This is a genomic window from Rhodanobacter sp. L36 (assembly GCF_009765755.1).
Classification (GTDB): domain Bacteria; phylum Pseudomonadota; class Gammaproteobacteria; order Xanthomonadales; family Rhodanobacteraceae; genus Rhodanobacter.
Genome location: NZ_LMUV01000011.1, coordinates 853068 through 873808, shown reverse-complemented (window position 1 = coordinate 873808; position 20741 = coordinate 853068). Strand labels below are relative to the sequence as shown.

Genomic DNA, 20741 nt, shown 5'->3' with positions numbered 1-20741 from the left:
GGCATTGTGCCATCACCTATGCAGTCGGAAGCCGCACAGTGACGCATCCGGTGCGGCGTATACTTCGTATCAGAGATTGAACTCCAAGAAACCATGGCCCACGAATCAGAAAACGAGCAAGACAGCGGCCGCGGACTGGCGCTGGAAGTTGCGAAGCCCGAAGTTGCACGTCCACCCTTGTTCCAGGTGTTGTTGTTGAACGACGACTTCACGCCGATGGACTTCGTGGTGGAGGTTCTACGCGCGTTTTTCAATCTCGATCAGGAACAGGCGGTACAGGTGATGCTCCACGTGCACACCCGCGGCAAGGGTGTATGTGGCGTCTTTACGCGGGAAGTGGCCGAGACCAAGGTCACGCACGTCAACGAATATTCACGTTCCCATCAACACCCGTTGTTGTGCACTATGGAAAAGCTGTGAGCGTCCCCATTTCGTGCTCATCGCGGCGTTGAAAGCCGCCCACTTTGCAAGCGGAGACGATCCGAATGTTCAGCAAGGATCTGGAAGTCACCATCGGCCATTGCTACAAGCAGGCCCGTGAACAACGCCACGAGTTCATGACCGTCGAGCACCTGCTGCTCGCCCTCACCGAAAATCAGTCGGCCATCGGCGCGCTGCGCGCTTGCGGGGCGGATCTGCCGCGACTCTCGTCCGAACTCGAGCGCATCATCGCCGAGACGGTTCCCGTGTTGCCGCAGGGCGACGAACGCGACACGCAGCCCACGCTGGGTTTCCAGCGTGTCTTGCAGCGGGCCGTCTACCACGTGCAATCGTCAGGCCGAAAGGAAGTGACTGGCGCGAACGTGCTGGTGGCGATCTTCGGCGAGAAGGATTCGCACGCGGTGTATTTCATGCATCAGCAGGAAATCACCCGTCTCGACGTGGTCAATTACATCTCGCACGGCATTGCCAAGATCGGCGACGAGCCGGCTGCAGGCGCAGCCAATGCGAGCGAGCGTGAAGGCGAAGAGGGCGGCGAAGCCAAGGGCAATCCGCTGCAGGAGTTCGCCAGCAATCTCAACGAGCTGGCACTGGAAGGGAAGATCGATCCGCTGATCGGCCGTGCCGACGAGATCGAACGCACCATTCAGGTGCTGTGCCGTCGCCGCAAGAACAACCCGCTGTACGTGGGCGAAGCCGGCGTGGGCAAAACCGCGCTGGCGGAAGGTCTGGCCAAGCGCATCGTCGATGGCGAAGTGCCCGAAGTACTCGAGAGCGCCACGATCTGGTCGCTCGATCTCGGCTCGCTCGTAGCCGGAACCAAATATCGCGGTGATTTCGAGAAACGTCTCAAGGGCGTGATCGCGCAGCTGAAGAAACAGCCGGGCGCGATCCTTTTCATCGATGAAATCCACACCATCATCGGCGCCGGTTCGGCGTCGGGCGGCACGATGGATGCGAGCAACCTTATCAAGCCGATGTTAGCTTCGGGCGAGCTGCGCTGCATCGGATCGACTACGTTCCAGGAATATCGCGGCGTCTTTGAAAAGGATCGCGCGCTCGCGCGGCGCTTCCAGAAGATCGACGTAGTCGAGCCGACCGTGGCCGATAGCCTGGAGATCCTCAAGGGTCTGCGCTCGCGCTTCGAAGAACATCACCACGTCTCGTATACCAACGAAGCTTTGAAGGCCGCGGTGGATCTTTCGGTCAAGCACATTCCCGACCGTCTGTTGCCGGACAAGGCCATTGACGTGATCGACGAAGCGGGTGCGCGCCAACGCCTGTTGCCGGAGGATCAGCGCACCGGCAAAGTGGATGTCACCGAGGTGGAATACATCATCGCCAAGATGGCGCGCATTCCGGCCAAGCAAGTGTCGGCTTCCGATCGAGACGTGCTGCGCAACCTCGAACGCAACCTCAAGATGGTGGTGTTCGGGCAGGATCCGGCGATCGAAGCCCTGGCCGCTTCGATCAAGATGGCGCGCTCGGGTCTTGCCGATCCTTCCAAGCCCATCGGCTGTTTCCTGCTTGCTGGTCCCACTGGCGTCGGCAAAACCGAGGTGACCAAGCAGCTCGCGATGCAGCTCGGTATCGAGATGATCCGCTTCGACATGTCCGAGTACATGGAAGGCCATTCGGTTTCCCGACTGGTCGGCGCGCCTCCGGGGTATGTCGGTTTCGATCAGGGCGGCTTGCTTACCGAGGCCGTGACCAAGCATCCGCACGCGGTGCTGCTGCTTGACGAAATCGAAAAGGCACATCCGGATGTGTTCAACATCCTGCTGCAGGTCATGGATCGCGGCGTGCTAACCGACACCAACGGACGCGAAGCGAACTTCAAGAACGTGGTGGTGGTGATGACCACCAATGCGGGTGCGGCGATCGCTTCGAGGCGCACGATGGGTTTTGTCGAACAGAAGCACGAGTCGGATGCGATGGAAGTGATCCGCCGCATCTTCACGCCGGAGTTCCGCAATCGTCTGGACGCGATCATCCAGTTCGGCGCGCTCGATTTCGAACATATCCTGCGCGTGGTCGACAAGTTCCTGATCGAACTGGAAAGCCAGTTGACCGAGAAGCAGGTGAGTCTGGACGTCGATGCGGACGCACGACGCTGGTTGGCCGAACACGGCTTCGATCCTCAGATGGGTGCGCGTCCGATGGCCCGCGTCATCCAGGAGAAGGTCAAGCGTGCGCTGGCCGACGAGCTGCTGTTTGGCAGGCTCGCCGATGGCGGCAAGGTGCACTTGAGCGTGCGCGACGGCGAGCTGCACGTCGAATGCGAAGCGTCCGAGCAGTTGGCTGCCGTCGTCGAACCAAGCTGACGCATCAGTACTCAGGCAAAGCAAAGGCGGCGCAATGCGCCGCCTTTTTTGTTCCGCATCCGCGACCGTTGGTCAGCGACTTACTTCAGCGAATTACTTCATGCGGTACGTGATACGGCCCTTGCTCAGGTCGTACGGGGTCATCTCGATCTTGACCTTGTCGCCGGTAAGAATGCGGATGTAATGCTTGCGCATGCGTCCGGAAATATGGGCGATGACTACATGCCCGTTTTCCAGTTGCACACGAAACATGGTGTTGGGCAAGGTCTCCTGGACCGTGCCCTCCATTTCGATGACGTCGTCTTTGGCCATGTGTTCCGGGGGTTCGCGCACAACCGTGATGGCTGCGTAAGCCGACGATTATGCCATGGATACGCGCCTGGTTGAAGAATCCACAGGCAATCGCCCCGGAGGTTGTACTGAAGAAGGAAATCTCAGGCGAAATGTTCGTCCAGCTTGCGTCGAATTTCCTGCTCGATCATGCCTTTCAGCGGCGACAACATCATGCCCAACTCGACGACCACCTGGATGGCATCTTCACCCACGTGAATGCTGCCTTTGGCTCCTGATCGCGAAAACTCCAAGGTGTCGCCTTGCCATTTTCCGTCCATGCCGAACTTCTCGCGCATGCGCTCGGCGACCTTGTCCACGACGGCCCGGGCTTCGGCGATCGAGAGCAGGTGAGGACGACGGATATCGATCTTCGGCATGCGCTGATCTCTCAAAAGGGAGCCAGTTTAATGCCTGCCACCGACCGAAGGATGTGAACGCACATGTTAGAGTCCCGCGGTCCATCGAGCGGTTTTTTCATGCGTATCGAATTTCCCAATGCAGCCCGTGAGAATTTTCACTGGACACATTCGCAGCTGCGCATCGGCAGTGCGGCCGACAACGACCTCGTGCTTGCCACCGGACAGGCGGCGCCTCATCACATGCAGGTCCAGCAGGATCGTCGTGGCTGGGTATTGCGCATCCTTTCTCCCGCTGATCGCGTGCATGTGAATGCACGTCCCGTGCGCGAGCGCGCCTTGCTGCGTGCCGGCGATGTGATCAGCGTGGGCGACTGCCGCATGCTGCTTTGCGCCGATCAGGATCCGACAGCCCGTGTACCGGTTGCGTCGCCGATGCACGAACATTGCACCGTCGCCTTGCGCGCAATCGCCGGGCCGCTCTCCGGAAAGGTGTTGCCCGTAAAGGACGGTCTCGAACTCGGCTCCGGCGGGCGCTATCCGCTCGAGTTGCCGCAGGGTGACGCGGCCGCGTTTCGCGTCGGCTGGCGCGATGCGCAGTTATCGCTGGAATTGACGCAATCGTCAGAACGTCATCCGTTGCGCGTCAACGGGGTCGTTGCACAGAAGCTCGCGCTGCAACCCGGCGATCAGATCGGTGTGGCCATGCATCGATTCGTGGTCGACGCGCCCGGCATGGAGCCGGAACCCGAAATCGTCATGCCGGAATTGCCAGTCGAGCACTTGCCCGAAGAAGCGGCCGGTCCCGCGCGCGAAGTGTGGTGGCTGATCGTCACGGCGGCCGTCCTCGCCTTGGGCATCGCGCTTGTATTGTTCATCCGTTTCTAGATCAGTCCGTGTTCACGGCGGGTTGACCACCGCGTGCTGCGCCGCGCCATAATGCGCGGACCACTTTTATCGGACGCGACACACGTGAGCAGAGTCTGGAATTTCAGTGCCGGCCCGGCGGCGATTCCGCAGGAAGTCCTCGAGCGCGCTCAGCGCGAAATGCTCGACTGGAACGGGAGCGGCGCATCGGTGATGGAGCAATCCCACCGCGGCAAACGCTTTATCGACATGGCTGCACAAGCGGAGTTCGATCTGCGCTCGCTACTGGCGGTTCCCGACGACTATGCCGTGTTATTCCTGCAGGGCGGGGCCACCCAGCAGTTTGCACAGATTCCGATGAACCTGGCGGGCGAGGGTGACAGTGCCGACTACATTGTCAGTGGACACTGGAGCGCCAAGGCAGTCAGCGAAGCCGGCCCGTATGTGCGAGTGAATGTTGCAGCGAGCGGTGAGCCCGACGATTTTCTGAAGCTGCCGGCACGCGCGGACTGGCAACTCGATCCGCGCGCCGCGTACGTTCACTACACGCCCAATGAAACCATCCATGGCGTGGAGTTTCACGACATCCCCGATGTCGGCGAGGTGCCGCTGGTGGCGGACATGTCGTCAAACATTCTTTCGGAGCCGCTGGACGTTTCGCGTTTTGGTTTGATCTACGCTGGTGCGCAGAAAAACATCGGGCCATCCGGCTTGCTGGTGATGATCATCCGGCGCGACCTGTTGCTGCGGACCAGCCGTTCGATGGCGCGCATCTTCCGTTTTGCCGAGCAGGCCGCCAACGATTCCATGCTCAACACGCCGAACACCTGGGGCTGGTATCTGGCCGGGCTGACTTTCCAGTGGCTGCATGCGCAAGGCGGCTTGGTGGCGATGGGCGAACGCAATCGCGCCAAGGCTGCGCTGTTGTATCGAACCATCGACGATTCGGACGGCTATTACCGCAATCCGATCGATCCGAGCGCTCGCTCGCGCATGAATGTCCGCTTCACCCTGCATGACGCCGCGCTGGACGCTGCATTCCTGGAGGAATCCGAAGCTGTCGGTCTGCTTGCGCTGAAAGGTCACAAGGCGCTGGGCGGCATGCGCGCGTCGCTCTACAACGCGGTACCGCTCGAAGCGGTTGAAGCGTTAACTCAATTCATGGGTGACTTTGCGACGCGCCATGGATAACGGCGCAACAGCGGTATTTTTCGGGCAAGATGTCCTTCCCCATTTGGACTTCTTTCCTTCCAGGCGGCTAAACGATGAGTGACCAGAAAACATCCCTGAGCGAAATGCGCGAACGCATCGACCTTATCGATCGGCAGATCCAGCAGTTGATCTCGGAACGCGCCAACCACGCGCTGACCGTGGCCAAGGTGAAAGGCGCAGGGCTTTCGGCCATCGACTACTACCGACCCGAACGCGAGGCGCATGTGTTGCGTATGGTGGTCGACCGCAACGACGGGCCGTTGTCCGACACGGAAATGGTGCGGCTTTTCCGCGAAATCATGTCCTCGTGCCTCGCGCAGGAAGACCCGCTCAAGATCGGATTTCTCGGCCCCGAAGGCACCTTCAGCGAACTGGCGGTGCGCAAGCATTTCGGCCATGCCGCTTATGGCTTGCCGCTGGGGAGCATCGAAGAAGTGTTCCAGGAAGTCGCTGCGGGCCATGCCGATTTTGGCGTGGTGCCGGTGGAAAATTCCGGGCAGGGCATGATTCAGGTCACGCTCGACATGTTCCTGACTTCCGAAGCCACTATCTGCGGCGAAGTCGAGTTGCGCGTGCATCAATGCCTGCACTCGCTGGTGGGAAAACTTGAGGACGTCAAGCGCGTCTATGCGCACGCGCAGTCGTTGCAACAGTGCAAGACCTGGTTGCGCATCAATCTGCCGGGTGTCGAGTGCGTCGCCGTGGCCAGCAATGCGGAAGCGGCAAGAATGGCCCGGCATGCAGATGACTCGGCTGCCATCGCTGGCGAAACCGCGGGCAAGGTCTATGGCCTGAAAACCGTGGCCACGGGGATCGAGGATCGCGCCGATAACACCACGCGATTCCTGGTGATCGGTCGCTCGCTGTTCCCGCCGTCCGGCAACGATCGCACGTCGCTGTTGATCACCGTGAACGACAAGCCGGGCGCGCTTTACGACGTGCTCAGTCCGTTTGCCAAGCACGGCATCAGCCTGAACCGGATCGAGTCGCGCCCTGCACACACGGGCAAGTGGCAGTACGCGTTTTTCATCGATGTTTCCGGTCACATTCATGGTCCCGAATTGCAGGCCGCGGTGCAGGACATCGGCGAATCGGCAGCCACGATTCGCGTGCTCGGTTCCTATCCGGTCGCGTTGCCCTGATACGCCAGACATGGAGAAGTTGAATTGAATCGTCTCGACTGGATCAGTCAGGCTGGCAAGCCATTGCGTGGCTCGGTGCAGATACCCGGCGACAAATCCGTTTCGCATCGCGCATTGATGCTTTCGTCGATCGCTGACGGAACATCGCGCATCCGTGGTTTTCTCGAAGGCGAAGACACCCGCGCCACTGCGGCCGTGCTGTCGCAACTGGGCGTACGCATCGAAACGCCTTCGCCCGGCGAGCGCGTGGTGCACGGTGTCGGCCTGCATGGATTGCGTGGATCGGCGCAGCTTCTGGATTGCGGCAACGCCGGCACTGGCATGCGCCTTCTGACCGGGCTGCTCGCTGGCCAGGCTTTCGACAGCAGCCTGGTGGGCGACGAGTCGTTGTCCAAAAGACCAATGCGTCGCGTCACTGATCCGCTGACGACGATGGGTGCGCGCATCGATTCGAATGAGGGCTTGCCGCCGCTGAAAGTGCGCGGTGGGCAGTCACTTCACGGCATCCGCTACGAATTGCCGGTGGCCAGCGCACAGGTAAAGTCGGCATTGTTGCTGGCTGGACTTTACGCGTCAGGCAAAACCGAAGTGATCGAGCCGCATCCGACGCGCGATTACACCGAACGCATGCTTTCAGCGTTCGGCTGGCCGATCCGTTTCTCGCCGGGACACGCCACGCTCGAAGGTGGTCATGCATTGCGCGCGACCGATGTCGATGTGCCCGCCGATTTTTCATCGGCTGCGTTTTTTCTCGTTGCCGCAAGCATCGTTCCCGGCTCCGAATTACGACTGCCAGCGGTCGGCTTGAACCCACGCCGAACCGGGTTGCTGCAGGCGTTGCGGTTGATGGGCGCGGCGATCACGGTGGAGCACGAGCGCAGCGCGGGCGGCGAGCCGGTCGGTGATCTCGTGGTTCGGCACGCGCCGTTGCATGGCATCGAACTGCCCGAAGCGCTGGTGCCCGACATGATCGATGAATTTCCTGCGCTGTTCATCGCTGCTGCCGTCGCCAATGGCAGCACGATCATCCGCGGCGCTGCCGAGTTGCGCGTGAAAGAATCCGATCGCATTTCGACGATGGCGACCGGTCTTCGATCGCTTGGCGCATTGATCGAGGAAACACCGGATGGCGCAATCATCCATGGCGGCAAGCTTGGCTCCGGCACCGTGGAAACTGATCTCGATCACCGGATCGCGATGAGTTTCGCAATCGCCGGACTTGTCGCTGGCGGTCCGGTTCGCATCAACGATTGCACGCATGTCGCGACGTCGTTCCCGGGCTTTCTCGAACTCGCCAACGGATGCGGTTTTGCGTTGCAGGCGGCGCCGTGATTCATCCGCTCGCCAGCATTGGCGCCTGCGGCTAGGCTTGCTGGAAAACCTTCGGATCATCCATGTCCAACGCCACGACACCGTTCATTGTCGCTATACCCGCCCGCTACGGTTCGACCCGTCTGCCGGCCAAGCCGTTACGTGAAATCGGCGGCGTGCCGATGGTGGTGCGGGTCGCACAACGCGCGCTGCAAGCGGGCGCAACCCAGGTCGTGGTGGCCGTGGACGATCGCCGCATCGCCGACGCGCTGGAGGGGCAGGGCGTGGAGATCTGCATGACGCGCAGCGACCATGCATCCGGCAGCGATCGCCTCGCCGAATGTGCAGCTCACTACGGCTGGAGCAACGACACCATCGTGGTGAACCTGCAAGGTGACGAACCGTTCGCCCCCGCTGCCGGCATCCGCGCGGTGGCGCAGGCACTCGCTGGTGACGATGCGCCGATGGCGACACTCGCCACGCCAATCATCGACGCCGAGGAACTGTTCGATCCGAATGTGGTGAAGCTCGTGCGTGCGGCGAACGGGCGCGCGCTGTATTTCAGTCGTGCACCGTTGCCATGGGCGCGCGACGCTTTCGCGGCCGATCGGCACGCACTGCCTTCGGGCACGCCATTTCTGCGTCACATCGGCATCTACGCTTATCGCAGGGCGTTCCTCGCCCGCTATGCCACGTTGGCGCGTACGCCGCTGGAACAGGCCGAATCACTGGAACAGTTGCGCGTGCTGGAGCACGGCCACGCGATTGCGGTGCGCCTGACGCCGGAACCGTTTCCGCCGGGCATCGACACGCTCGAGGACCTGCAGCGAGCCGAACGCTGGTTGCAGGCGCAAGGCTGAATCGGATCCGTCGATCGCGCCGCCGATGGCGCGGCAGCGCGACGATCGCTCAAAGTTCGACGCAGTCGAACGAAACTTCAGTAGCAACGTCGGCGTTGTAGTCGACGTCGTTGCGATCGAAACCGAACAGTTGCAGGAAGCTGCGTTTGTAGCCGGCGTAATCGGTCAGCTCGAACAGGTTGGCGGTATTCACCTGCGGCCAGAGTTCCTTGCAGCGCTGCTGGACATCTTCGCGGAGCTCCCAGTCGTCCAGGCGCAGGCGGCCTTCGTCATCGGTCTGCGACGGCTGGCCATCGGCGCGATAGAGATGTTCGCGGAACAGGCGATTGGCCTGTTCTATGGTGCCTTCGTGGATGCCTTTTTCTTTCATCACGCGAAATACCATCGCGATGTACAACGGCAGCACGGGAATCGCCGCGCTGGCCTGTGTCACCACCGACTTCATCATCGCCACGTTGGCGGACAAGCCTTTCGCCTTGTAGCGATCGCGCAATTCGGCGGCGGTGCGATCGAGGTGTTGTTTGGCGCGGCCAAGCGCACCGTGCCAGTAGATCGGCCATGTGATCTCGGTGCCGATATAGCTGAAGGCGACGGTCTTGGCTTTCTCGGCAAGCACGCCGGCATCATTCAGCGCGTCGATCCACAGCGCCCAGTCCTCGCCGCCCATCACGGTGACGGTGTCGTCGATTTCCTTTTCGGTGGCGGGCTCGACCGAGACCTCGACCACGGTGTCCTTGTTTGTGTCAACGGTGGTGGCGGTATAGGTCTCGCCGATGGTTTTCAATGCCGAGCGAACCACTTCACCGGTGCCCGGCACCTTGCGCACGGGCGACGCCAGCGAATAGATTACCAGGTCGACCTGTCCGCCCATCTCGTTCTTGATGATGTCGATGACGCGCGCTCGCGCTTCGTCGGAAAACGCGTCGCCATTGATCGACTTGCTGAACAAGCCAGCCTGCTTGGCCTGCCGATCGAAAGCGGCGGAGTTGTACCAGCCAGCGGTGCCGGGCTTCGCATCGGTGCCAGGCTTTTCGAAGAAAACACCCAGCGTCGCGGCGCCATAACCAAACGCGGCGGTGATGCGCGCGGCCAGGCCATAACCGGTCGACGCGCCGATCACCAGCACGCGCTTGGGCCCGTTGCCGGGCTTGCCGAGCGCTTCGGTGATCTGGATCTGGTCGCGCACGTTCATTTCACATCCCAGCGGATGCGTCGTGATGCAGATGAAGCCTCGAACCCGGGGTTGAATGATCACGCGCTTTCCTCTGAACGGAGCAAGCGCGCATTTTAGCCTGTCGGGCATCGCGTGGTGCGGATCAGCACGGCGGCGCGATTGCCTCGATGCTTCGTCGCCCCCATACGTAGGAGCATGTTCAACCCGGATACGACTTCGTTCGCGGACGACATCCGCGCACCACGTTAAAATCACTCGATGCAAAACGACACTTCGCCGCCTGTGCCGCCGTTCGACGGCAAGGCGTTCGTCCGCACGCTCACTTCGTCGCCTGGTGTGTATCGCCATTTCGATGCGGAAGGCGAGCTGTTGTATGTCGGCAAGGCGGGCAATCTCAAGAATCGCGTCGGCAGCTATTTCCTGAAGCCGCGGATGGAGCCGCGCATCGCCGCGATGGTGGCGCAGATCGCACGCGTCGAGATCACGGTGACGCGCACTCAGGGTGAAGCGCTGTTGCTGGAATCGCAGCTGATCAAGTCGCTGAAGCCGCGCTACAACATTCTTTTGCGCGACGACAAAAGCTATCCATACATTTTTTTATCTGCTGGCGAAGATTACCCCCGGCTGGCCTTCCATCGTGGCGCCCGCAATTTGCGTGGGCGCTATTTCGGGCCGTACCCAAGCACGTACGCGGTGCGCGAAAGCCTTAGCCTGATGCAGAAGCTTTTCAAGGTGAGGCAGTGCGAAGACAGTTATTTTCGCAATCGCTCGCGTCCTTGTTTGCAACATCAGATCGGTCGATGCACGGCGCCGTGCGTGCAGCTGATCGGCGTGGAGGATTACCGCAACGACGTGCGCCACGCCGAGATGTTTCTCGAAGGCCGCAGCAATGCGGTGATCGACGAGTTGGCCGAGGCGATGGAACGGGCCAGCAAGGAGCTGAATTTCGAACGCGCAGCGACGCTGCGCGATCAGGTGTCGCCGCTGCGCCAGTTGCAGGCGCAGCATCACGTCCAGGGCGCGAGTGCTGACATGGACGTGATCGCCTGCCGAATCGAGTCCGGACTCGCCTGCGTCAGCGTGCTGTTTTTCCGCAACGGCATCAGTCTCGGTACGCGCGATTTCTTTCCGCGCCTCCCGCTGGAAGATGCGACATCGGGCGATGTGGTGGCGCAGTTCATCGCGCAGTACTACCTGGATCGGCCGGTACCGCGCGAACTGATTCTCGGCGAGGCGATTCCGGATCAGGATGTTCTCGCGGAGCTGCTCGCTCAGCAGTCGGGCCATGCGGTCGATCTCAAGTCCAGTGTGCGCGGTGACCGTGCGCAGTTCCTGCAGATGGCCGAACGAAACGCGCGCGCATCCTTGACCGCCCGACTTGCAAGCCGTCAGACGCTGGGCACGCGCTTCGACGATCTGCAAAAGATTCTGGGCCTCGCGCAGCTTCCACGGCGCATTGAATGCTTCGATATCAGCCACACGATGGGCGAAGCCACCGTCGCGTCCTGCGTGGTGTTCGGGCCGGAAGGCGCGGAGAAATCGCACTACCGGCGCTTCAATATCGCTGGTATCACACCCGGCGACGATTACGCGGCGATGCATCAGGCGCTGACCCGGCGTTTCCGCAAGGTCGCAGAAGGCGAGGGCATGCGCCCCGATGTGCTGTTGATCGACGGCGGCGGCGGACAAGTCGCGCAGGCGCTCGAAGTCCTGAAGACGCTTGGCGTCGAGGGCATCGAAGTCGTCGGTGTGGCCAAAGCTCCGGGCCGACGTGCCGGAGAAGAAACACTCGTGCTGGCCGACTCCGGGCGCGAGCTTCATCCTGGTTCGTCATCACCAGCGCTACACCTTGTGGCCGCAGTGCGCGATGAAGCACACCGGTTTGCGATCACCGGCCATCGCAAGCGGCGCGAGAAAGCGCGCGAGCGTAGCGTGCTTGAAGATGTTCCCGGCATTGGTGCGCGTCGGCGGTCTGCCTTGCTGAAAGCCTTCGGCGGTCTGGCCGGCGTGGAGAAGGCGGGCGTCGAGGAACTGATGCAGGTCAAGGGTATCGACCGCGGTCTGGCCGAACGCATCTACGCCAGCCTGCATGGCTGAACACTTCCGCCAAGTGCATCTCAACGCGCCGGGAACAGCATGCGACACTGTTGCAAATCATCGGGAAGAATCATGCGCATCAACCTGCCGACCTGGCTGACTCTGTTCCGCGTCGCGTTGCTGCCGGTGATGGTGGTGGTGTTCTACATGCCGTTTCAAGGGCACAACATCACCGCGGCCATCGTGTTCGTGCTGGCGGCCATCACCGACTGGTTGGACGGCTATCTGGCGCGTCGCATGAATTTGACTTCGGCGTTCGGCGCGTTTCTCGATCCGGTGGCCGACAAGTTGATGGTGGCCGTGACATTGTTTCTGCTGGTGGAATCGCATCCGAGCGGTGGCTGGTCGGGCATCGTGATGGCGGTGACGGCGGCGATCATCGTCGGGCGCGAGATCAGCGTATCGGCGCTGCGCGAATGGATGGCTGAAATCGGCATGAGCGCTGCCGTGAAAGTTGCCCTCGTGGGCAAGCTCAAGACCGTGATGCAGATGGTCGCGCTGGTCGTGTTGATCGTGCAGCATGAAAAAGTCGCGACCGCATTGCGGCTGTATCACATCGGCGAAGCGCTGCTGGTGATCGCCGGCATCCTCACGATCTGGTCCGGTCTTTACTACCTGCGCGCGGCGTGGCCCAGCCTGCGAGATGAAGCGGCGAGGCCGCAGGCCGGCCATCAGGATTGAAGTAACTCAGGGTTGACGATCCGCATTCACGTATTAGAATGCGCGGCTCCAATGCGGGAATAGCTCAGTTGGTAGAGCACGACCTTGCCAAGGTCGGGGTCGCGAGTTCGAGTCTCGTTTCCCGCTCCAGTGTTTCTCAAAGCCCCGATCCGTCGGGGCTTTGTCGTTTCGGAATGTCCCCGCGCGCGGAATGGAAATTCCGCGCTTCGAATGCTCGGCGGCTATTCAAATCCCGAGACCTTCTGCTATCATTCGCGGCTCCGATGCGGGAATAGCTCAGTTGGTAGAGCACGACCTTGCCAAGGTCGGGGTCGCGAGTTCGAGTCTCGTTTCCCGCTCCAGTTTCAAGCAAAGCCTCGGTCGTCCGGGGTTTTGTTTTGTCCAGGTAGCTTGTGGCCTCAGGGCTACGAATGCCAAGCAATGGCCTGGTGGCAGAGTGGTCATGCAGCGGCCTGCAAAGCCGCGTACGCCGGTTCGATTCCGACCTAGGCCTCCATTGCGCAACGGCTGCATGCAGCCAGCAAAAAGCCCGCTTCGGCGGGCTTTCTGTTTAGGGCAGTCGCAATTTTCTCAGTGCGATTTGGTTGCTGTCGGGGTTGACGCCGGTGTTGTTGGTTTCGCAGCGGAGGTTGCAGCGGGTATAGCCACCGGAGTCGTTGCAACCGCGGGTGTAACGGTGGTCGGGTCGGTACTTTGGGTCATCGACTTCATGACCTGATCCATCGATTTATCGCGCGCGTCGGGAACAGCGGCAAGTTGCGTGGCCATCGTCAGGTGCGATTGCAGCGTCGGCAGCGTGGCTTGCGCAAACTTGCGCAAATCATCGTCCTTGCTGTCCTTGGCCTCGGTCGTAAACAGTTTTACGGCCTTCTTGTGGTTGTCGACAATGGCCTTCGTCCACGCCTTGTCGAAAGCGGGGCCTTTCAATGCGTCGAGCTTCTTGCTCTCTTTCTGCGCATCGGCGTCAGGACCCGTCGGCAAAGTCATCTGCTTGCTCGCGGCAATCGCCTTGAGCTGATCGTTGGCCTTGGTGTGGTCGTCGACGACGTGCTGCGCAAAGTCCTTGAGGGATGCATTGGACGTCTTGCCCAACGCCATCTGGCCCATCTGCACTTCCGCCATGCCATCGGCAGCGGCGTGCTGCACAAATGTCTTGTCTGCAGCGCTCGGCGTGGCTTTCGCATCGGCCAGCGCATGGGCCGCGCCAATCATTCCAAGCACCAACGCGGCGGTACACAGCTTTGCAACAGGTTGTGAAGTCACGTTCGATCTCCGGAAGTTCGACAGGGAAGACGTCCGTCCTTGGCGCAATGAAAGTGCTTGTCATCAGAACACCGGATCAAGTGTCTCGTGAAAGTTGTGAACCGCGCGTTCACCGCAAGGCGCCTCCTTTAAATCGTCGGATGTCTGCGGACCGCAATGAACCGGGCATCACCAAAATCGGCGTTCATTTTCCAGCCAGCCACTGGGCCTCAAACCGCGTAGCCTCGATCGGCTGTACCTGAGGCCGAGCGCACGATGCCATCGAAAATTACCGAGCCACATTCGCGTGCGGCCGTTCCGCTGGCGCCATCGCTGGATGAGACGCTCGTCGCGTCGCACATGCCGCGGCGCTTCCGGCCGCTCGATCGACGGGTGATCTGGATTTCCGGCACCGCCATGTTGCTCGCTGTGGCCATTGGCGTTGTCGCGAAAATGCTGACGGCGTTAATCGGATTGTTCACGAATCTGACGTTCTTCGGCCGATGGGATTTCAGTTTCGTCAGCCCGGGGGGCAACCATCTCGGTTTGTGGGTTGTGTTGGTGCCGGTGGCTGGCGGACTCATCGTGGGGGCAATGGCGCACTGGGGTTCGCGTGCGATACGGGGACATGGCATTCCTGAAGCGATGGAGCAGGTGCTACTCAACGAGAGCCGCATCCCGCCGATGATCACCTGGTTCAAGCCGCTGTCTTCGGCGGTTGCGATCGGAACCGGTGGACCGTTCGGCGCGGAGGGTCCCATCATCGCGACCGGCGGGGCGCTCGGCTCGCTTGCCGGCCAGCTCATGCACGTTACCGCCGATGAGAGAAAAACATTGCTCGCAGCGGGTGCGGCTGCCGGCATGGCCGCGGTGTTTTCTGCGCCGGTGTCAGCGGTACTGCTGGCAATCGAGTTGCTGCTGTTCGAGCGCCGCGCTCGCTCGCTCATTCCGGTCGCGCTTGCTGCCGTCGTTGGTGCAGCCATGCATGGCATCTTCGAAGGCAACGCCGCGATGTTTTCGATGCCCGATGTCGCCGCACCCGGTGTCGCGGCGTTGGCCGCCTACATCGTGATGGGTGCGCTTGTCGGTGTTGCCAGCGTCGGCGTCACCCGACTGACGTATGCGATCGAAGACGCGTTCGAAAAATCGCCCATTCACTGGATGTGGTGGCCGGCGCTGGGCGGTGTCGTGGTCGGCTTGGTTGGATATCTGATGCCGGTCACGCTGGGCGTGGGATACACCAACATCAGCGCGGTGATTTCCGGACACATGGGTCTGGTCGCACTCATGTCGCTCTGCCTGCTGAAACTTCTGTCGTGGTCGGTGGCGCTGGGCAGCGGCACGTCGGGTGGGACGCTGGCGCCGCTGTTCACCATCGGTGGTGCGCTCGGCGGCGCAGTGGGTTTGCTGACGATGGCTTTCGCGCCGTGGCTGCATATCGATCCGGATCTGGCGGCGCTAGTCAGCATGGCGGCGATGTTCGCGGGCGCATCGCGCGCGTTCTTGACCTCGGTGGTATTCGCGTTCGAGACGACACGGCAATCGCAGGCGCTGCTTCCACTGCTGGGTGCTTGCGCCGCCGCGTATCTGGTTTCGGGCCTGATGATGCGCAACACCATCATGACCGAGAAGATCGTGCGGCGAGGCGTGCGTGTTCCTTCCGACTACGCCGCTGACTATCTCGATCAGATGATGGTGCGCGACGCATGCACGCGACAGGTCGTCAACCTGCAGGCAAACCACCGGGTATTGGATGTGCGCGCGTGGATGCGCGTCGACGGTCAGGACACCAGGCACCAAGGCTTTCCGGTGATCGACGAGCAAGGCCGGTTGATCGGCGTGGTGACGCGTCGCGATCTTTTCGCGCCGGGTCTATCCGAAAGCGCGTTGATCGAATCACTGATTCGACGCGCACCCTTAGTGGTCGAGGAGACGCATTCGCTGCGGGAAGCCGCCGATCACATGGTCGAATCGGATGTCGGTCGACTGGTGGTTGTCGCCGCAGATGACTCTCGCCGCATGACGGGGATAATCACGCGCGGTGATCTGCTTGCGGCGCACGCGCGGAGATTGAAGCAAGCCAGACACATGGGGCGTCACCTCCGTGGAAAACAACCCGCATAGCAGTTTCTGCTGGCGGCTCAGCGGCGCGCGGAGAGACCTTTCAGGCGCCACGCATCGCGCGCGGCTACATCCATTTCAAAAGCAGCCTGACATGACCCGAGTCGCGCCCAAACGGCCTGCATCTTCGGCGTTCCCGTCTGGCATGCTTTAAGAGTGGCTGCGCGAAGCTGGTCGTTGTACGCGTAAGACGATGGATCGATCTTCAAATCGCGAAGCTCGGCTGCGTGATCCTGGCCTCGACAGCCGGTACACAAAATCATCCAGGCAACGGCCAGGAACGCGACTCGGCGCGAACTCATGCAGATCTCTAGACCTCATTGAAACAATACGGTGACAGGCGATCGCGATCGCGATATTCCGTCGCGACCACTTGCTCGGACAGCGCATGTTGAGCTTCGTTTCTTTCTGCAGCATTTCGATGCATGGCTGCAGATGCGTGCGGCCGAATCAGACGGTGCGAAATTCATCAGAATAGCCGCCAGTCTTTCATTTTTCTTTCGACGCCGGAAAGTTTTTTGACAGGAGCGGCAAGTAGAAAGGCACCTCGATAGTGGATGGTGTCTTGCTCATGATTCGCGACATTTTTTTTCGCTCCCTCAAAAACCGGTTCGACTGGCGCGGCGCTGCACCCGAGCGTGTATGGCACTGCGTTAAGTACGTCGGGCGCAGCCTGTTGATGGCCAGGCAGCAAGCGCGATGGCTTTCGTTTTTATACGGCTCGGAAAGCATGAAGCAGATCGCCGCGCGCGATCCACGCATCCATGAAAGACCGCACCATCACTACATCAATCGACGGCTCACACGCGCATCCCGCTTCGACATCATCGAAAGTCACTATCGCTTTCTGCTGAAGCGATGGCCCATTGCCTTGCTGGAAGACATCTACATTCGCGATGGCGTCTCCCTTGGAAAACTCACGCTGAAGGATGGCAGTAACGTTGAGTTGTGCCTGCGAATCCCGGTGGGTCGAAGTCGCGAAGGCGAGTTGGCGCTCTATCTGTTGCGCTCGGATGGACAAGCGTTGGCGTCCATCATTTTTACCATCGCCAATGATGGTGCGAGCACGCTCATCGGTTGCGTGCAGGGTGCCTCCGATGGACTTGGCCTGGATGCGGTTCGCCAATTCACCAGGCAATCGCACGGATTGCGTCCGAAGAACCTGCTCCTCTCGATGCTCTATGCGTTTTGCGAGGTTTTCGATATTCGAGATCTGCGTGGCGTCGGCAATCACAATCATCCGTTCGCCGGAAGCCGCAAGATCAAGGCCGACTACGACGCTTTCTGGAAGGAATGCCAAGGTGTCAGGCTGGGAAACGGGTTCTATCAGCTACCACAGCGCGAAGCCGTACGCGACGAACGTTTGATCGAAAGCAAATCCCGCTCGGCGTTTCGCAAGCGCGAGACGCTGCGTGGTGAAGCGACTGATCTGATCCGTCGTCGATTCGGAACGACTTGTTTACGCGCGACTGCGTTGGCTGCCTAACTCAGATCAACTGCAGTGGAGATTCGCGCGCGACTACAAATGTTCGATCGGCATCACCCGTCGACGTGTGCGTTCACGCAACGAGCATTCGCGCAATTGGTCGGCCAGCGCCTCCAGATCGGGTATGCCGTAAAGCTCGACCGATTCCATGCCTTCGTCAGATGAATGCAGATGCACCGCGCATTGACCAAGCATGCGCATGCCCAACGGTTTCTGCAGATCGAAGTGATCGACCCGAAACAGTTCGAGGTTGTCCTGCACTTTCGAGAAGATGCCGCGTTCCACACGCACGCGCTGGGTCGTGAGCGTGAACGTGGTGGAAAGGCTCTGCAGCCAGTAGACTAGAAAGCCGATGCCGAGCGTGATCACGGACACCACGCACTGCCCGAATGTGTAGATGACTTTTGGATGGCCAGAAAAAAGCGTCTGCTCGACCGTGGCTTCCCGCGATGCGACATACGCATCGAGATCCGTTCCGCAATAACGACACTTGTGCGCCGCCGCCTGGATCGGCTCGGCGCACGCAGGGCAGGCTTTCATTCCATCTTCCATTGTCTTCTCACGTCATAGAGTGATCGGAAGAATTGTCACACAAACGCTGCTGCGTTCACGCGTCTGCGTTTGGTGGAGTACGCGTTGTTGGAATGTCAGCGCTACCGGCCGCGCATCCTTAAATTATTTGAATCGTCAAAAAGCGTTGGTGCCCGGGGCGGGGATCGAACCCGCATCGCCTTGCGGCGGAGGGATTTTAAGTCCCTTGCGTCTACCAGTTTCGCCACCCGGGCAGGGCGTTTCGCGTCGCGTTGTCGCGACAAGCGGGCGGCGCGAATCGTAGCATGCAGCGCCAGGTCAGCTTGCTCTAGCCGAAGTGGTGGCGAGGCTCAGACGAGGCTCTTGAAGATATGGATGCCGGCGCTGTATTCGCCAACGATGGTGCCGAGGCTGACCAGGAAAAAGTTGAGCAGGGTGCGCGCGACGCGGTTCTTCCACCAGCCGCTCCAGTGGACGATGTCGTCGCGCAGTGTGTCGAAATCGACAACGCGCGGTCGGCGCACCCACGCCTCGGCCATCGCACTGATGCCGCCAGCGGGGATGCCAGGGCGGAAAGGTTTGATCGGTGCGGCGATGAACGCGGCGACGATACTTAGCGGATGACCGCCAGCGACGAGTGCACCGAGCGCAGCGAAGCCGCCGGTGAACAGCACCCACGACAGCAGGGCGTGCGCGCCCAGCGCAGTATTGCGATGAAACGCGTAGGCGATGGCAGCGAACACCAGCAGCACCAGCGCGACGGCCAGGTATTTCGGCCAACGCGCCTTCGGTGGCGTTTTCGCCAGCTCCGCGACGGCGATGGCAGGGTTGCCTTGTTGTGTGCGCAACAATTCGCACAGACCCTTCAAATGGCCCGCGCCGATTACCACGAGCACGCGACGGTTTTCCAATGGCGTCCGCTTCGATGCTTCTTCGCGCAGACGCGCTGCCATGAAGGTGTCGCGCTCACCGATAAGGCTCTCGTAGAGCGGCTTGGAACCGCTGGCGAATTCGCTGAAGGCGCTCTCGAGAAGGTCGCTCTCTTTTAGTTTTTCGATGTCGCTCTGCTCGATCGCGTCGCGTTCGAACACGCTGGCGAGCATGCCGCCAAGCAAACCGAAACGCTGCCAGAAGCCGACGCTGTGCCACGCGCGCTTGAGCGTCGTGCCGACCTCGCGATCGATCAGCCAGACCGGCAGGCCTCGCTGCTCGGCGCCGTCCATTGCCGCTTTCATTTCGGCGCCAGGCTGGATGCCGGACTGATCGGCGAGGCGCTTCTGGAACGTCGACAGCACCAGGCTCGCGGCGACCATGCCGGCTTTGCCATCGCGTATGACCTTGAACAGATCCATCTGCTTGAACGCTTCGGGATCGCGCATGCCCTGCGCGCGGCTGTCGCACAATTCGACCGCAACCGCATCAAAATGTTCGTGCGCAAGAAGCGCGTCTACAGCATCCACGCTGACGCGCGAGACGTGTGCCGTGCCGAGCACCACGTATTCCACGCCGTCGCGCTGCACGCGTTCGATCGGCTGTCCTTGCAGGGCGGGCAGCAGGGCGGAATCGGTTTCGGAAACACTCATGCGGTCACGACTTTGTTTTTCGGAATGAAGTTGAAGCATGGGGACCGCGCTCACGCGGCACAAGTCGCGGTGCGGCTATCAGTCGCGGAAGCGCTTGAGCAGATCGCCGTAGGCATCGATGCGACGGTCGCGCAGAAACGGCCAGATGCGCCGTACGTGTTCGCTGCGTACGAGATCGATATCCGTCAACAGCAACTCGCGTTGATCGATACCGGCCTGCGCCAAAAATTCACCTTGCGGGCCGGCGACAAAACTTGAGCCCCAGAAATGGATCCCTGCGCCGACGCCCGAAGGATCAGCCTCGTAACCGGTGCGATTGCACGACAGCAACGGCAGGCCGTTGGCCACGGCGTGTCCGCGCTGCACGGTGATCCACGCGTCGCGCTGACGATCTTTTTCGACTTGCTCGTCATTCGGATCCCAGCCGATGGCGGTGGGATACAGCAGCAGATCCGCGCCAGCGAGCGCCATTAATCGTGCGGCCTCGGGATACCACTGATCCCAGCACACCAGCACGCCGAGCCGGCCGACTGAGGTATCGATCGGATCGAAGCCAAGGTCACCCGGCGTGAAATAGAATTTTTCATAGAAGGCCGGGTCATCCGGAATGTGCATCTTGCGATACTTTCCGGCGATCACTGCCGAACGATCGAACACCACGGCAGTGTTGTGATACAGGCCCGTCGCGCGCTTCTCGAACAGCGACGCGACGATCACCAGTTTCAATTCCTCGGCCAGCTTGCCGATGCGTTCGGTGCCGGGGCCCGGAATGGTTTCGGCCTGGTCGAACTCATCGACCGATTCGCGCTGGCAGAAATAAGGCCCGTTGTGCAGCTCCTGCAATAACACGAGTTCAGCACCGTTTCGCGCAGCCTCGCGCAGCCCCGCCTCGATCGCATCGAGGTTGGCACCACGGCTGCCGCGATCGGTTTCCTGCAGCAGCGCAACTTTGAGGGACTTGCGAGTCATCGGCTTTGATC

18 protein-coding genes and 4 tRNA genes are annotated in these 20741 nt (G+C 60.9%); 14 read left to right on the top strand and 8 right to left on the bottom strand.

What is annotated here, in order from left to right; all coding sequences use genetic code 11:
• Positions 1 to 93: 93 nt before the first annotated feature.
• Together clpS and clpA are read left to right on the top strand one after the other, a co-directional pair.
• Positions 94 to 420 carry an ATP-dependent Clp protease adapter ClpS gene (clpS, locus tag GSQ73_RS13635; RefSeq protein WP_158884870.1) on the top strand — a complete coding sequence of 109 codons (327 nt, stop codon included), beginning with the start codon at positions 94 to 96 and terminating at the stop codon, positions 418 to 420.
• Positions 421 to 485: 65 nt separating this feature from the next.
• A complete protein-coding gene (clpA, locus tag GSQ73_RS13630; RefSeq protein WP_158884868.1) occupies positions 486 to 2765 on the top strand; it encodes an ATP-dependent Clp protease ATP-binding subunit ClpA in 2280 nt (759 codons plus the stop codon).
• A 93-nt stretch (positions 2766 to 2858) separates the two neighbouring features.
• On the opposite strand, the gene infA is transcribed toward clpA, so the two are convergent.
• Entirely contained in the window at positions 2859 to 3077 is a 219-nt protein-coding gene (infA, locus tag GSQ73_RS13625; RefSeq protein WP_007081871.1) for a translation initiation factor IF-1, read from the bottom strand.
• A 122-nt stretch (positions 3078 to 3199) separates the two neighbouring features.
• The gene (locus GSQ73_RS13620) at positions 3200 to 3475 is read right to left on the bottom strand and encodes a polyhydroxyalkanoic acid system family protein (RefSeq protein WP_158884866.1); all 276 of its coding nucleotides are present in this window, start codon (positions 3473 to 3475) and stop codon (positions 3200 to 3202) included.
• Positions 3476 to 3574: 99 nt separating this feature from the next.
• Here GSQ73_RS13620 and GSQ73_RS13615 point away from each other — a divergent pair, with 99 nt between their 5' ends.
• From GSQ73_RS13615 to kdsB, 5 genes are all read left to right on the top strand, one after another.
• Complete coding sequence (locus GSQ73_RS13615) at positions 3575 to 4342, top strand: FHA domain-containing protein (RefSeq protein WP_158884864.1); 768 nt, start codon at positions 3575 to 3577, stop codon at positions 4340 to 4342.
• A gap of 84 nt (positions 4343 to 4426) precedes the next feature.
• Positions 4427 to 5512 carry a 3-phosphoserine/phosphohydroxythreonine transaminase gene (serC, locus tag GSQ73_RS13610; protein ID WP_158884862.1) on the top strand — a complete coding sequence of 362 codons (1086 nt, stop codon included), beginning with the start codon at positions 4427 to 4429 and terminating at the stop codon, positions 5510 to 5512.
• A gap of 74 nt (positions 5513 to 5586) precedes the next feature.
• Positions 5587 to 6675, top strand: coding sequence for a prephenate dehydratase (gene pheA / locus GSQ73_RS13605; RefSeq protein ID WP_158884860.1), 1089 nt, complete (start codon positions 5587 to 5589; stop codon positions 6673 to 6675).
• Between the two features lie 24 nt (positions 6676 to 6699).
• Complete coding sequence (gene aroA, locus GSQ73_RS13600; RefSeq protein WP_158884858.1) at positions 6700 to 8007, top strand: 3-phosphoshikimate 1-carboxyvinyltransferase; 1308 nt, start codon at positions 6700 to 6702, stop codon at positions 8005 to 8007.
• 62 nt (positions 8008 to 8069) lie between these two features.
• Positions 8070 to 8846: a 3-deoxy-manno-octulosonate cytidylyltransferase gene (gene kdsB, locus GSQ73_RS13595; RefSeq protein ID WP_158884856.1), complete on the top strand. Its 777-nt coding sequence runs from the start codon at positions 8070 to 8072 to the stop codon at positions 8844 to 8846.
• A 49-nt stretch (positions 8847 to 8895) separates the two neighbouring features.
• Here the strand turns inward: kdsB and fabV are convergent, their stop codons facing one another.
• The gene (gene fabV / locus GSQ73_RS13590; protein ID WP_158884854.1) at positions 8896 to 10101 is read right to left on the bottom strand and encodes an enoyl-ACP reductase FabV; all 1206 of its coding nucleotides are present in this window, start codon (positions 10099 to 10101) and stop codon (positions 8896 to 8898) included.
• 177 nt (positions 10102 to 10278) lie between these two features.
• Between fabV and uvrC the strand changes: the two genes are divergently transcribed.
• The 5 genes from uvrC to GSQ73_RS13565 all read left to right on the top strand — a co-directional run bounded on the left by uvrC (position 10279) and on the right by GSQ73_RS13565 (position 13294).
• Positions 10279 to 12117 carry an excinuclease ABC subunit UvrC gene (uvrC, locus tag GSQ73_RS13585; RefSeq protein ID WP_158884852.1) on the top strand — a complete coding sequence of 613 codons (1839 nt, stop codon included), beginning with the start codon at positions 10279 to 10281 and terminating at the stop codon, positions 12115 to 12117.
• A gap of 72 nt (positions 12118 to 12189) precedes the next feature.
• Positions 12190 to 12798: a CDP-diacylglycerol--glycerol-3-phosphate 3-phosphatidyltransferase gene (gene pgsA, locus GSQ73_RS13580; protein ID WP_158884850.1), complete on the top strand. Its 609-nt coding sequence runs from the start codon at positions 12190 to 12192 to the stop codon at positions 12796 to 12798.
• Between the two features lie 53 nt (positions 12799 to 12851).
• Positions 12852 to 12927, top strand: a tRNA-Gly gene (locus GSQ73_RS13575).
• 136 nt (positions 12928 to 13063) lie between these two features.
• Positions 13064 to 13139 (top strand) — tRNA-Gly (locus GSQ73_RS13570).
• A gap of 81 nt (positions 13140 to 13220) precedes the next feature.
• Positions 13221 to 13294 (top strand) — tRNA-Cys (locus tag GSQ73_RS13565).
• Between the two features lie 74 nt (positions 13295 to 13368).
• Here the strand turns inward: GSQ73_RS13565 and GSQ73_RS13560 are convergent.
• Positions 13369 to 14061, bottom strand: coding sequence for a DUF4142 domain-containing protein (locus tag GSQ73_RS13560; protein ID WP_158884848.1), 693 nt, complete (start codon positions 14059 to 14061; stop codon positions 13369 to 13371).
• Between the two features lie 255 nt (positions 14062 to 14316).
• On the opposite strand from GSQ73_RS13560, the gene GSQ73_RS13555 reads away from it, so the two are divergent.
• Together GSQ73_RS13555 and GSQ73_RS13550 are read left to right on the top strand one after the other, a co-directional pair.
• Entirely contained in the window at positions 14317 to 16164 is a 1848-nt protein-coding gene (locus GSQ73_RS13555; protein ID WP_254063409.1) for a chloride channel protein, read from the top strand.
• A 568-nt stretch (positions 16165 to 16732) separates the two neighbouring features.
• Entirely contained in the window at positions 16733 to 17647 is a 915-nt protein-coding gene (locus GSQ73_RS13550) for a DUF535 family protein (RefSeq protein ID WP_158884846.1), read from the top strand.
• 33 nt (positions 17648 to 17680) lie between these two features.
• Here the strand turns inward: GSQ73_RS13550 and GSQ73_RS13545 are convergent, their stop codons facing one another.
• From GSQ73_RS13545 to GSQ73_RS13530, 4 genes are all read right to left on the bottom strand, one after another.
• Positions 17681 to 18187, bottom strand: a complete 507-nt coding sequence (locus GSQ73_RS13545) for a PH domain-containing protein (protein WP_158884844.1) — start codon at positions 18185 to 18187, stop codon at positions 17681 to 17683.
• Positions 18188 to 18345: 158 nt separating this feature from the next.
• Positions 18346 to 18432 (bottom strand) — tRNA-Leu (locus tag GSQ73_RS13540).
• 96 nt (positions 18433 to 18528) lie between these two features.
• Positions 18529 to 19761, bottom strand: coding sequence for a TraB/GumN family protein (locus GSQ73_RS13535; protein ID WP_158884842.1), 1233 nt, complete (start codon positions 19759 to 19761; stop codon positions 18529 to 18531).
• A 78-nt stretch (positions 19762 to 19839) separates the two neighbouring features.
• On the bottom strand, positions 19840 to 20730 hold the full coding sequence (locus GSQ73_RS13530; RefSeq protein WP_158884839.1) for a carbon-nitrogen hydrolase: 891 nt from the start codon (positions 20728 to 20730) through the stop codon (positions 19840 to 19842).
• Between the last annotated feature and the right edge of the window lie 11 nt (positions 20731 to 20741).